Annotated in this window: 12 protein-coding genes; 7 read left to right on the forward strand and 5 right to left on the reverse strand. The window is 63.7% G+C overall.

Features of this window, described 5'->3' with window-relative positions; translation table 11 throughout:
* Window positions 1-23: 23 nt before the first annotated feature.
* Window positions 24-1,088 carry a tRNA epoxyqueuosine(34) reductase QueG gene (gene queG, locus AC5PZ0_RS19080; protein WP_265968231.1) on the forward strand — a complete coding sequence of 355 codons (1,065 nt, stop codon included), beginning with the start codon at window positions 24-26 and terminating at the stop codon, window positions 1,086-1,088.
* Between the two features lie 124 nt (window positions 1,089-1,212).
* On the opposite strand, the gene AC5PZ0_RS19085 is transcribed toward queG, so the two are convergent.
* Both AC5PZ0_RS19085 and orn read right to left on the reverse strand, forming a co-directional pair.
* Window positions 1,213-1,824 (reverse strand): trimeric intracellular cation channel family protein, encoded by a 612-nt coding sequence (locus tag AC5PZ0_RS19085; RefSeq protein ID WP_027592524.1) that lies wholly within the window; start codon window positions 1,822-1,824, stop codon window positions 1,213-1,215.
* A gap of 91 nt (window positions 1,825-1,915) precedes the next feature.
* The gene (gene orn / locus AC5PZ0_RS19090; protein ID WP_085272301.1) at window positions 1,916-2,458 is read right to left on the reverse strand and encodes an oligoribonuclease; all 543 of its coding nucleotides are present in this window, start codon (window positions 2,456-2,458) and stop codon (window positions 1,916-1,918) included.
* A 148-nt stretch (window positions 2,459-2,606) separates the two neighbouring features.
* Between orn and rsgA the strand changes: the two genes are divergently transcribed.
* Window positions 2,607-3,638: a small ribosomal subunit biogenesis GTPase RsgA gene (rsgA, locus tag AC5PZ0_RS19095; protein WP_099430585.1), complete on the forward strand. Its 1,032-nt coding sequence runs from the start codon at window positions 2,607-2,609 to the stop codon at window positions 3,636-3,638.
* Window positions 3,639-3,760: 122 nt separating this feature from the next.
* Entirely contained in the window at window positions 3,761-4,240 is a 480-nt protein-coding gene (locus AC5PZ0_RS19100) for a hypothetical protein (RefSeq protein ID WP_027592521.1), read from the forward strand.
* 224 nt (window positions 4,241-4,464) lie between these two features.
* Here the strand turns inward: AC5PZ0_RS19100 and motB are convergent, their stop codons facing one another.
* Together motB and motA are read right to left on the reverse strand one after the other, a co-directional pair.
* On the reverse strand, window positions 4,465-5,493 hold the full coding sequence (gene motB / locus AC5PZ0_RS19105; RefSeq protein WP_493855509.1) for a flagellar motor protein MotB: 1,029 nt from the start codon (window positions 5,491-5,493) through the stop codon (window positions 4,465-4,467).
* A 3-nt stretch (window positions 5,494-5,496) separates the two neighbouring features.
* Window positions 5,497-6,348, reverse strand: coding sequence for a flagellar motor stator protein MotA (gene motA / locus AC5PZ0_RS19110; protein WP_027592519.1), 852 nt, complete (start codon window positions 6,346-6,348; stop codon window positions 5,497-5,499).
* A 131-nt stretch (window positions 6,349-6,479) separates the two neighbouring features.
* Here motA and AC5PZ0_RS19115 point away from each other — a divergent pair, with 131 nt between their 5' ends.
* The 3 genes from AC5PZ0_RS19115 to asd are packed head-to-tail and all read left to right on the forward strand — an operon-like array spanning window position 6,480 to window position 9,742.
* Window positions 6,480-8,015, forward strand: coding sequence for an HDOD domain-containing protein (locus tag AC5PZ0_RS19115; protein ID WP_493855510.1), 1,536 nt, complete (start codon window positions 6,480-6,482; stop codon window positions 8,013-8,015).
* Window positions 8,016-8,059: 44 nt separating this feature from the next.
* Window positions 8,060-8,869, forward strand: a complete 810-nt coding sequence (locus AC5PZ0_RS19120; RefSeq protein ID WP_027592517.1) for a rhodanese-like domain-containing protein — start codon at window positions 8,060-8,062, stop codon at window positions 8,867-8,869.
* Window positions 8,870-8,878: 9 nt separating this feature from the next.
* On the forward strand, window positions 8,879-9,742 hold the full coding sequence (gene asd / locus AC5PZ0_RS19125) for an archaetidylserine decarboxylase (protein ID WP_099430587.1): 864 nt from the start codon (window positions 8,879-8,881) through the stop codon (window positions 9,740-9,742).
* A 155-nt stretch (window positions 9,743-9,897) separates the two neighbouring features.
* Here the strand turns inward: asd and serB are convergent, their stop codons facing one another.
* Complete coding sequence (gene serB, locus AC5PZ0_RS19130; protein ID WP_027592515.1) at window positions 9,898-11,112, reverse strand: phosphoserine phosphatase SerB; 1,215 nt, start codon at window positions 11,110-11,112, stop codon at window positions 9,898-9,900.
* A gap of 135 nt (window positions 11,113-11,247) precedes the next feature.
* On the opposite strand from serB, the gene AC5PZ0_RS19135 reads away from it, so the two are divergent.
* On the forward strand, window positions 11,248-12,717 hold the full coding sequence (locus AC5PZ0_RS19135) for an AhpA/YtjB family protein (RefSeq protein WP_265968234.1): 1,470 nt from the start codon (window positions 11,248-11,250) through the stop codon (window positions 12,715-12,717).
* The last annotated feature ends 91 nt before the right edge of the window (window positions 12,718-12,808 follow it).

Below are 12,808 nucleotides of genomic sequence, written 5' to 3' on the forward strand. Positions count from 1 at the left end.
GAGCCCGTATTGCCTGCCCATCCATGTCCGCTTGCACACTTGACCTCCCCGCCCTGGCCCAATCCATCAAAATCTGGGGCCAAGAACTCGGTTTTGCCCATGTCGGCATCGCCGGGGTGGACCTTGGCGAGCACGAAAAGCACCTGCAGCGCTGGCTAGAAGCCGGCTATCAGGGCGAGATGGAATACCTGGCCGCTCACGATGGCAAACGCGCACACCCCGACCAGTTGATCCCCGGCACGGTAAGGGTGGTCTCGCTGCGCATGGATTACTTGCCCGGCGACACGCAAATGGCGCAACGCCTGGCCCAGCCGGAAAAGGCCTACGTGTCGCGTTACGCCCTTGGCCGCGACTACCACAAGCTGGTGCGCAAGCGCGTGCAGCACCTGGCCGATCGCATCCAGGAAGCCATCGGCCCGTTCGGCTACCGGGCCTTCGTCGACAGCGCCCCGGTGCTGGAAAAGGCGATTGCCGAGCAAGCCGGGTTGGGCTGGATCGGCAAGAACACCCTGCTGCTCAATCGCAAGGCCGGCAGCTACTTCTTTTTGGCCGAGCTGTTCGTCGACCTGCCGTTGCCGGTGGACGACGCGCACACCAGCGAGCACTGCGGGCGTTGCGAGGCGTGCCTGGACATCTGCCCGACCAAAGCCTTCGTCGGGCCTTATGTGCTGGATGCCCGGCGCTGCATTTCCTACCTGACCATCGAACTCAAGGGGGCGATCCCCGTCGAGTTGCGCTCGATGATGGGCAACCGGGTGTTTGGTTGCGACGACTGCCAGATCGTCTGCCCATGGAACCGCTTTGCCCGGCCCACGCAGGAGCATGACTTCCAGCCGCGCCATGGGTTGGAAAATGCCGAGCTGGCCGAGATGTTCTTGTGGGACGAGAAGACCTTCCTGCGCAAGACCGAAGGCGGGCCATTGCGGCGCGCGGGTTATGAGCGCTGGTTGCGTAACCTGGCCGTGGGGTTGGGCAATGCGCCTTCGACGATCCCGGTGATCGAGGCCCTGAAGGCACGGCGCGAGGATGCCTCGGCACTGGTGCGCGAGCATGTGGAGTGGGCGCTGGAACGGCACGGTATCCAGTAGCCACGCCATCCCTGTGGGAGCGGGTTCACCCGCGAACACCGGCGGAGCCGGTGCCCTACACCGCGGTGCCTGCTTCGCGGGTAAACCCGCTCCCACAGTGACCGCGTTCCACCTGAAGGCAGCTCTATTGCTGGTCGTTGTAGTGGAACTTGGGCATTTCCCAGTGGAACCGGATCGCCAGCAAGCGCAGCAGAAACCCGCCGAACAAGGTCAGCAACATGGCCTGCTCCGCTGGCAACTGGAAGTGCACACACCCCAGATAGAACCACGCCGCCGCGAACGACACACTGGCATACAGCTCGCGACGGAACACCAGCGGGATGTCGTTACAGAAGATATCGCGCAAGATCCCCCCAAATACCCCGGTGATCACGCCGCTGATCGACGCCACCAGCATGCCCTGCCCCATCTCCAGCGCCGTCATGCAACCGATCAAGGTAAAGGCCACCAACCCCAGGGCGTCTAGCACCAGGAACATCGAGCGCAAGCGGCGCATCATGGGGGCGATGAAAATCGTCAGCAGTGCCGCGCAACTGGTCAGCACCAGGTACTCGGGGTGCTTGACCCAGGTCAGCGGGTAATGCCCGAGCAGCACGTCGCGCACCGAACCGCCACCCAGGGCCGTGACGCAGGCAATCAGCACCACGCCGAACCAGTCCATGCCGCGGCGGCCGGCAGACAACGCGCCGGTCATGGCTTCAGCGGTGATGGCAATGAGGTAGAGCATCAACAACATGGTGCGAGTCCGTGCGAGAAAGGCGCGCAGTCTAACCAGTTGCCCAGGGCACCAAAAGAGGGCACAGACACAATATCTGCGCCCTCACGCTTCACACCTTGATGAAGTGCTCGCGGTAATGGCGCAGTTCGGCAATCGACTCGCGGATATCGTCCAGCGCCAGGTGGGTGCCGCCCTTCTTGAAACTGTCGCGCACATTCGGCGCCCAGCGTGCGGCCAGCTCTTTGAGGGTCGAGACGTCGAGGTTGCGGTAGTGGAAGTAGTTTTCCAGGTTGCGCATGTGGCGATACAGGAACCGGCGGTCCTGGCAGATGCTGTTGCCGCAGATCGGCGACTTGCCCTTGGGCACCCATTGCTCGAGGAAGGCGATGGTCTGGGCCTCGGCCTCGGCCATGCTGACCTTGCTCTCGCGCACGCGCTGGGTCAGGCCCGAGCCGCCGTGGGTACGGGTATTCCATTCGTCCATGCGCGCCAGCACTTCGTCACTGTGGTGAATGGCGATCACCGGGCCTTCGGCCAGGGTGTTCAGATCGCTATCGGTGACAATCGTGGCCATCTCGATGATGACGTCGCTGTCCGGATCCAGGCCGGTCATTTCCAGGTCGATCCAGATCAGGTTCTGTGGGTTTTGCATGCAGGGGCTCCTCGTATAGGCCGTCATAGTAGCCTAGCGAGTGCGGCGGGCGCATGTGCGGCGCGCGGTGCAAAGGTAAGCAGAATGGTCGAGCGCCCGGCGTGCTAAACTGCCTGCCGTTTTCAATCTGTCCCAGCACGGAATCTTCATGGCCAAACGCCAGCTCAATCGTCGCCAAAACTGGCGTATCGAAAAAATCCAGAACGAGCGCGCCGCTCGCGCCGCCAAACGCGAGCAGCACACGCTGCAAGAGCTGGAAGGCGGCGACCTGGGGCCAGAGCAACTGGGCCTGGTGATCGCGCACTTTGGCGTGCAGGTCGAGGTCGAAGCCCAGGACGGCGACGTAGCTGGGCAGATCTTCCGCTGCCACCTGCGGGCCAACCTGCCTGCGCTGGTCACCGGCGACCGCGTGGTCTGGCGGGCGGGCAACCAGGGCATCGGCGTTATCGTCGCGCAGATGCCGCGCAGCACCGAGCTGTGCCGGCCAAACAACCACGGCCAGCTCAAGCCGGTGGCGGCCAACGTCGACCTGATCGTGATCGTCTTCGCGCCAGCCCCCGAGCCCCACCCGAACCTGATCGACCGCTACTTGGTAGCCGCCGAACACGCCGGCATCCGCCCGTTGCTGCTGCTGAACAAGGCCGACCTGATCAACGACGAGAACGCCCCGGCGTTGCAGGCGCTACTCGAGGTCTACCGCGACCTCGGCTACCCGCTGCTGGAGGTTTCGGCCCACCAGGGTGACGGCATGCAACGCCTGCAGCAGATGCTGGACGGGCACATCAGCGTGTTCGTCGGCCAGTCGGGCGTGGGCAAGTCGTCGCTGGTCAACAGCCTGCTGCCCGCTGCCGACACCCGCGTCGGCGACCTGTCCGAATGGTCGGGCCAAGGCACGCACACCACCACCACCGCGCGCCTGTACCACTTCCCCAACGGCGGCGACCTGATCGACTCGCCGGGTATTCGCGAATTCGGCTTGGGCCATGTCAGCCGCGATGACGTGGAAGGGGGGTTCATCGAGTTCCGCGACCTGTTCGGCACCTGCCGCTTCCGCGACTGCAAGCATGACCGCGAGCCGGGCTGTGCGCTGCTCAAGGCACTGGAAGAAGGCCGGATCAAGCAGCAACGCATGAACAGCTACCGCTCGATCATCGCCAGCCTGCCGGAAGACAGCTACTAACCCGCCTGATTTGTAGGAAATATTACCGGAGCGCGTAAGACCGCTCCGGTTTTAGCGTCATCTATTGCCCCTTCTCCTGCTTTCGCTGATGGTCATGGCTTCTATCAGGGAGGGCAACCGCCATGCCGGTTCTTATCAGCTACCGCCACGAAGAGCGGCTCGACGCGTTCATCCTCAATGAGCGCCTGCTGCTCGAAGGCATCCCCACCCAGCTGGTGCAATACGACAGCGATGGGCAGACCCGCGATGACCTCTATGGCAGTTTTTGCCAGCAGATGAGCGATGCCACCCATTGGGTCGGCGTGTTGCCGGCCAGCGTCGGTGAACAATGGTGGACTGCCTGGCTGCTGGGGGCCGCGGCAATGGGCTGCCGCCGGGTGAGTTTCTATTGCAAAGGGCCAGGCACACTGCCTGAGTGCCTGGGCAGATGGCCGATCATGCGCGAGCGCCCGCACATCGACCTGTTCGTGCGTGCGTATCACGATGAACGCACGTTCGAACGGGCCATGTCATTGCCGCCAGGGCGAGGGTTAGGGGCTGACCGGGATAATGCCGACTACTTTCATGCCGACCTCAAGGCCAAGATCCGCCGGGGGTTCTGAATGCATTGGGGCCGCTACGCGCCCCATCGCCGGCAAGCCAGCTCCCACAGATAGAGTGTGGGCCTGAGCTTCGCACAACCCCTGTGGGAGCAACTGTCTTGTGGTGCTTGTTCCGGCCTCATCGCTGGCAAGCCAGCTCCCACAGGTGCGGCGCTTGACTTGGAGGCTACATAGTTCGGGTGGGCTGGCTTGCCAGCGATGGGCCGCAGAGCGGCCCCAGTCACTTACTGCTCCTTGGCTTCGTCCATCTTCAGCGTGCCATCCTCGAAGATGTTCAGCTTCTGGCGCAACTCCCGTGGCTGCATCGGTGCTTGCTCACCACCCGGTACAGCAGGGGCCGAAGAAGCCCCCGGCGCGGCGCCGGCAGGCGGTGCTGGCTGGGCCGGCGGCGTTTCGGGCGCGGCCTGCTCACCTTCGATATCACGCTGGGCCTTCTTGGTCAGCACGATGATGTCGATACGCCGGTTGACCGGGTTGAACGGGTTCTTGCGGTCGAACAACGACGACGACGCATAACCCACCACCCGGGCCACTTGCCCATCCGGATAGCCACCGGCAACCAACGCACGCCGCGCCGCGTTGGCACGGTTGGCCGACAACTCCCAGTTGCCGAACTCACCAGTGCCGGCGAACGGCTTGGCATCGGTGTGGCCGCTGACGCTGATCTTGTTCGGCACCGCCTTGATGGTGTCGGCCATGGCCAGCAGGATGTCTTCGAAATACGGCTGCAAACGCGCACTGCCGAGGTCGAACATCGGCCGGTTCTCGGCATCCATGATCTGGATACGCAAGCCGTCCTGGGTGATCTCGAACAGGATCTGGTCCTTGAACTTCTGCAGTTGCGGGTTTTCTTCGACCTTGTTCTGCAGCTCCTGCAGCAACAGCTCAAGGCGCTCGCGCTCGACCTGTTCGGCCATGGTCTCGACCTGGTCCTTGTTCAGCTGAACCGTGGACTCCTGTGTCGGCTCGGTCTTCACCTCAGGGTTGATGGTCTTTTCCGGCGCCATCTCGGGCGAGCCGCCCAGGTCAATCACGTAGGGCGTGCCACTCTCGGAGAAGCCGATCGGGTCCTGGAAGTAACCGGCAATGGCGATTTTCTGCTCGGGGGTGGCTGTGGATAACAGCCACAGCACCAGGAAAAACGCCATCATCGCCGTGGCGAAGTCGGCAAAGGCGATTTTCCAGGCGCCGCCATGATGGCCGCCGCCGAAGCGCTTGACGCGCTTGATGATGATCGGCTGATTGTTTTCCATGACTCAGCGACCGCGAACCGCTTGTTCCAGCTCGGCAAAACTTGGGCGGTGTTTCGGGTAGAGCACCTTGCGCCCGAATTCCACAGCCAGGGACGGCGGCATGCCCGAGGCCGACGCGACCAGCGAGGCCTTGATCGACTCATAAAGGTTGAGCTCTTCCTTGGCATCGTGCTCCAGGCACTTGGCCAAGGGGCCGAAGAAGCCATAGGCCGCCAAGATACCGAAGAACGTACCGACCAACGCCGCACCGACGTGCATGCCGATAGCCGCCTGGTCGCCGTCGCCAAGCGAAGCCATGGTCACCACGATACCCAGTACCGCCGCAACGATACCGAAGCCGGGCATGCCGTCGGCAATGCCGGTCACCGCGTGGGAGGGGTGTTCGAGCTCTTCCTTCATGCTCAGCAGCTCCATGTCGAACAAGCCTTCGAGCTCGTGCGGGGCCATGTTGCCGGTGGACATGATGCGCAAGTAGTCACAGACGAACGCCGTCATGCGCTCATCCGCCAGCACGGTGGGGTACTTGGCGAAGATCGGGCTGGCTGCGGCGTCCTCGATATCACTCTCGATGGCCATCATGCCTTCACGACGGCTCTTGTTGAGGATCTCGTACACTAGGCCCAGCACTTCCAGGTAGAAGGCATGGGAGAAGCGCGAGCCGAACATCTTCATCGACTTCTTGATGACGTGCATGGTCATGTGGCCAGGGTTGGCCTGCAAGAATGCACCGAAGGCCGCACCGCCGATGATCAGTACTTCGAACGGCTGGATCAGCGCCGCAATCTTGCCGTGGGAGAGCACGTATCCGCCGAGCACGCTCGCGAATACGACGATGATGCCGATAATTTTAGCCATAGGTTCAAAGCACTTGCTGTCGTGGTCGGGGTATGAGACTGGGAGCTTTAAAACTCTTCTTCTACTTATCGGCAGAACTGCGCCAGACTATAGCCACTCAAAGCGAAAAGCCAGTTCGGACTGATGTCAAAATGCCAATTGAAACCAAGGTGCCCGCTCAGCCGCCGCGTACGTTAGAGGCTTGGGTAAAGCTGCTGGAGAGTGTCCGCATCCCCGTGCCGAAGCACAGTCACGACCGGGTAATCGCTGCCATCAATGACAGCCGCCGCTCGCTGCGCGACATCGCCGAACTGATGCAGGACAGCCCGGCATTGGTGCTTTCCGTGCTGCGTGAGGCCAATCACCCGACCAACGCCAGCCAGGCCGAGCCTGCCGAGAGCCTGGAAATCGCCCTTAACCGGCTGGGCCTTGCCCGCACCGAGCAGTTGCTCAAGCGCCTGCCCTCCGTGCCCGTCGAAGAAATCCCGCCAGTGCTCAGCCAATTCCAGCTGATCAGCCAGCACGCTTCGCAGCAGGCCAGCGGCCTGTTCGCCAGCCGCCTGGCACGGCTGTGGCAGGAAATTCACTGGGGCAGCCTGCTGTTCCTGTCACCCCTGTGGCCGCTGGCACTGGCCTACCCCAAGCTGCTCGACACCTGGGAGCTGCGGGTTATCCACAAGGGCGAGGACGCCGCCCAGGTAGAAGAAGAGCTGTTTGGCGTGCGCATCATGGCGCTGTGCCGGACCATGGCGGAGTACTGGCGCCTGCCGCAGTGGGTAACCCAGGGTTACCGCTTACTGCTGGAAGAACGCGAACAACTGGCCCAGGTGCTGAGCATCGCCCGCGACGAAGACCTGCTCAGCCAGCAACACCGCATGGATGCCGAGCCGGGCCTGCGCCGCTGGTTCAACCAGCCGGCCAACACCGTGCTGCTGGCCAACAACCTTGCGCTGGCGGCGCAGGTGGGCTGGGACAACCCGCACCTGCTGCGCTGGCAGCTGCTGACTGCGCTCTACCTGCAAACCTCGCTGGAAGACGTGCAGCAGCAAGTGCACCAGCAGGCCGCGGCCAGCGCCCGCCGCCACGCCAGGCATGCCCTGTTCCACCCGGCGGAAGCACTGATCTGGCCCTGGCACCAGCGCCGCCCGCACCCGGACATGCTGGCCCCACCACCGCCCAATAGCGACGACCTGGCGCGCTGGCGCAAGCTGTGCCAGGACCTGTTGGCCCAGCCCAGCCCGTTCACCAATACCGTGCACCTGGCCACCCAGGCCCGCGAAGCCCTGCTGGCCTGCGGCATGCAACGCATCCTGCTGCTGAGCCTGGACAAGGCCAGCGACTACCTGCGCGTGCAGCAGGCCGCCGGCTTGCCCAAAGAGGCCGGAGCCCTGGCCCTGCAGGTGTCGCAAAACAAACTGCTGCAAAAGCTGATGGCCCAGGCCGGACAGTTGCGCATCACCCCGGAAAACCACAGCCAGTTCTCGGCCCTGCTGCCCGCCCCGCTGCGTGCCCTGTTCCGCAGCGAGCACGTGCTGCTGCGCTCGCTGGCGGTAAACGATCAGGTGCTGATGCTGATGGTGGCCGACCAGGGCTGCCGGCCATTGGCCGATATCAGCGTGCAAGCCTTTGGTAAAACCGCGCAATGCATCGAGCGCGCGCTGTCGGTGTTTGCCAACCGCAAGGGCTGAGCCTTGCGCTACAATCGCCCCTCTTTCCACACTGGAGACCGTGGATGACTGACTTTTCCGGCCTGCCCCTGGTGATCGAAGCCGCAGACCTGCTGCCGCGCCTGGATTCGCCACAGCTGATCCTGGTCGACCTGAGCAGCGCCAACCGCTACGTCAGCGGCCATATCCCCGGCGCACGCTTCGTCGAGGGCAAGCGCACCCAGCTGGGCCAGCCTCCTGCGCCCGGCCTGCTGCCGGCCTTGGGCGATCTGGAAAAACTGTTCAGCGAACTCGGCCACCGCGACGACGCCGTCTATGTGGTGTATGACGATGAAGGCGGCGGCTGGGCCGGGCGCTTCATCTGGTTGCTCGACGTGATCGGCCACAAGGCTTACCACTACCTCAATGGTGGTATCCAGGCCTGGCCGGCAGACACGCTGGTGACCGACGTACCGGCGCCGGCCAACACGCCCGTACGCTTGCACGTGCATGGCGAGCCAACCGCCACCCGCGAATACCTGCAAAGCCGCCTGGGCGCCGATGACCTGGTCATCTGGGACGCCCGCGGCCCGCAGGAATACAGCGGCGAAAAGGTTCTGGCGGCCAAAGGTGGTCATATCCCCGGCGCGATCAACTTCGAGTGGACCGCCGGCATGGACCTCAATGACCACCTGCGCATCCGCCAGGACATCGCCGACGTCCTCGAAAAGCTGGGCATCACCCCCGACAAGGAAGTGATCACCCACTGCCAGACCCACCGCCGCTCCGGTTTCACCTACCTGGTGGCCAAATCCCTCGGCTACCCACGCGTCAAGGCCTACGCCGGCTCGTGGAGCGAATGGGGCAACCACCCGGACACGCCTGTAGAAGTCTAAGGAACCTGCATGAAATCCCGTTTGTTCATCATCAGCCAGTACCTGCTGCCGCACCACCTGCTGTCGCGGCTGGCCGGCTGCATTGCCGAGTGCCGTGCACGCTGGTTCAAAAACGCCTTCACCGCCTGGTTTGCCAAGCGCTACCAGGTGAACATGTCCGAGGCCCTGGTCGAAGACCTGAGCGCTTACGAACACTTCAACGCCTTCTTCACCCGCGCCCTGAAGCCCGGCGCCCGTCCGCTGGACGAAACCCCCGGTGCCATCCTGTGCCCGGCCGACGGCGCGGTCAGCCAGCTTGGCCCGATCGAACACGGCCGTATCTTCCAGGCCAAGGGCCACGGCTTCAGCGCGCAAGAGCTGCTGGGCGGCGATCCAGCCATGGCTGCGCCGTTCATGGGCGGTGAGTTTGCCACCATCTACCTGTCGCCGAAGGACTACCACCGTGTGCACATGCCGCTGGCCGGCACCCTGCGCGAGATGGTGTATGTGCCGGGCCGCCTGTTCTCGGTGAACCAGACCACTGCAGAAAACGTCCCCGAGCTGTTTGCCCGTAACGAGCGTGTGGTGTGCCTGTTCGACACCGAGCGTGGGCCGATGGCCGTGGTGCTGGTGGGTGCGATGATCGTCGCCTCGATCGAGACGGTCTGGGCCGGCTTGGTAACCCCGCCCAAGCGTGAGCTGAAGACCTTCCGTTACGACGAAGGCAGCCGCGCGCCGATCCACTTGGAAAAAGGCGCCGAACTGGGCCGCTTCAAACTGGGTTCGACCGCCATCGTGCTGTTCGGGCCAGAGCAGGTGAAATGGGCAGAAAGCCTGGGTGCCGGTTCGGCGGTGCGCATGGGGCAGCTACTGGCAGCGCCTGCCGAAGCCTGAGGCCAGCAGGTACACATGCCCCTGTAGGAGCAGCCTTGTGCTGCGAAGAGGCCAGCGAAGACAGCTAAATCTTCGCCGCTTCACCGGCCTCTTCGCAGCGCAAGGCTGCTCCTTGTACAGAGATCAGGGCTGCAAACCAGCCCCAAAATCTCGAATCAGCCGCGCGCGTCGCGGTCTCGCAGCCCCAGCAGGTACAGCACACCGTCCAGCCCCAGGGTCGAAATCGCCTGCTTGGCCGATTGACGTACCAGCGGCTTGGCGCGGAACGCCACGCCCAGGCCCGCCAACGACAGCATCGGCAGGTCATTGGCGCCATCACCCACGGCGATCGTCTGGTCCAGTTGCAAGCCCTCTTCGCGGGCCAACTGCTGCAGCAGCTCAGCTTTGCGCTGCGCATCGACGATAGGCTCAACGGCCACGCCAGTCACCTTGCCGTCGACCACTTCCAGCTCGTTGGCGAACACGTAATCAATGCCCAGGCGCGCCTGCACCTGACGGGCGAAATACGTAAAGCCACCCGACAGGATCGCAGTCTTGTAGCCCAGGCGCTTGAGCTCGGCGAACAGGTTCTCGGCACCTTCGGTCAGGCGCAGCGAGGCACCGATCTCATCCAGCACGCCCACGTCCAGGCCCTTGAGCAACGCCATGCGCTCTTTGAAGCTGGCGCGGAAGTCCAGCTCGCCGCGCATGGCCCGCTCGGTGATCGCAGCCACTTGCTCGCCGACGCCGGCAGCCTTGGCCAGTTCGTCGATGACCTCGGCCTCGATCAGCGTCGAGTCCATGTCGAACACCGCCAGGCGGCGGTTGCGACGGAACAGGTCGTCCTTCTGGAAGGCGATGTCGATGCTCAGCGCTTCGGCCAGGGCAAAGAAGTCTGCACGCAAGGCCTGGGCATCGCTCGGCTCGCCGCGCACGGAAATCTCGACGGCCGCCTTGCCCTTCTCGGTGTCGGCATCCAGGCCCACCCGGGCAGACAGGCGCTCGATGCGCTCGATGGTCAGGCCGTACTGGCTGATGACCGCACTGACCCGTTGCAGCTGCTCTGGGGTGATCTTGCGGCTGAGCAGGGTGACGATATGACGCGCCTCACCGTGGCCATCGGCCCAATGCTGGTAATCGGCCTCGGAAATCGGCGTGTAACGTGCCTGCAGATTGAGCTCATGGGCCTTGGCCTGCACGCTTTGCAGCAGGTTGGTGGCCACTTCGTTGTCCGGGATATCGACCAAAATGCCGAACGACAAGGTGCCATGCATGACCGCCAGGCCGATGTCGAGGATGTTCACACCACCCTGCAGCAGGACGCCGGTGATGGCCGCGGTGAGACCGGGACGGTCTTCACCTGTGATGTTGATCAGGACGATTTCGCGCAAGACCGGACTCCGACTTCGATGAAAAATGCGCATTCTACCGATTTTCCGTGACCATCGGGCACGAACGATACTTTGCCGAAAAAACCGGGGTCGCTATACTGCCCCTCACTTTTATGCCATTAAGAGCCGAGCTCTGTGAACCGGCCCACCCCCGTCAAGCCAGACAACTTCTTCCTGATGATCTATCGTGCCCTGAGTCAACGTCGCGTCCCTCTGGCGCTGCGCATCGCCTTCACCAACATTTTCCTGGTGGCGCTGGCGCTGGTCATCTATGCCTGCGTGATGGGCCTGCAGTTCAAGCAGGCCATGCACGAGCAGGCGGATGCGCTCGGCCAGAGCCTGACCACGCAGACGGCCACGTCGGCCACGGAGCTGCTGGTGTCCAACGACATCCTCAGCCTCAACGTGCTGCTGGGTAACCTGGTGAAAAACCCCTTGGTGGCCCATGCGGCGATCTACAGCGTGGACAACCGCATCCTCGCCGAAGCTGGCCAGCGCCCGCGCAACAGCCTGCTGGGCGAGGCCGAAGGCCTGTACCAGACCAAGATCACCTTCCAGGACGTTACCGCCGGGCAGCTGCGCATCAGCTTGGACATGGGCCAGTTCCAGCAGCCGATGCTGATCAGCCTGCAAAGCATGGGCATTCTCGCCGCCATCCTGCTGGCCCTGGCACTGAGCCTGAGCCTGCGCCAGGCCCGCCATATCACCCTGCCGCTGCTGCAGCTGCGTGTCTGGCTGCGCGACCCGCACCCCTACACCCCGGCCACCGACCGTCAGGACGAGATCGGTGACATCGCCCGCCAGTTGCACACTCGCCTGGCCCCGCCGCCACCGCCTGAACCCGAGCCAGAGCCGGAAGACGAGGACGACGAAGACACCTTCGAGCACCTGCACGAAGCCCCACCGGCCCCCAAGGCTGCACCGCGCGCCAAGGTTGTCGCCCAGGCAGACGACGAGGACGATGAAGCCTTCGCCGGGTTGCTCGACAACGAGGACAGCGCCCCGAAGGCGGTGCCGTTCGAGTCTGACGAGCCGCAAAACAGTGCTGTGCTGGCCGTGCAGCTCGGCTCGCAAGAGCAACTGCGCCGCCTGCCGCGCACGCGCCTGACCGAGTTGCTGGAGCGCTACCGCGACTGCCTGGAGCATGCCGCCTCGCTGTATGAGGGCGAAACCCACACGCTCAACGACGGCAGTACTCTGGTGCTGTTCCACAGCCGCGACTGTGGCGAGGACTACCTGACCAATGCGATCTGCTGTGGCGAGCTGCTGCGCGCACTGGGCCATGCCTTGCAGATCGAAGTCGCGGACAGTGGCATTACCCTGCAACTGCAGCTGGGCCTGGCCCTGGGTAACGACCTGCACGGGCTGGAGCTGGTCGACCTGCTGATGGCTGAAAAAGCCCAGGATGCCCTGGCGCTGTCGCAGCACAGCCGCAACCTGTTGCTGGTGGAGCGTCAGATCAGCGACGACGCACTGATTCGTCAGCGCGCGCGGATCCGCCCGATTGCCAGCCCAGAAGGCGCGTGCTGCGTGGAACGGCTGATGGAGCCTTACCCGTCGATGCTGGAACGGCAACTGGCGCGAATGCACGAGCGTCGAGCCTGATTGTACGACCAGCCTTGTGCTGCGAAGAGGCCGGTTGTAGGAGCAGCCTTGTGCTGCGAAGAGGCCAGTTGTAGGAGCAGCCTTGTGCTGC

The organism is Pseudomonas sp. 5.2, from assembly GCF_059025405.1.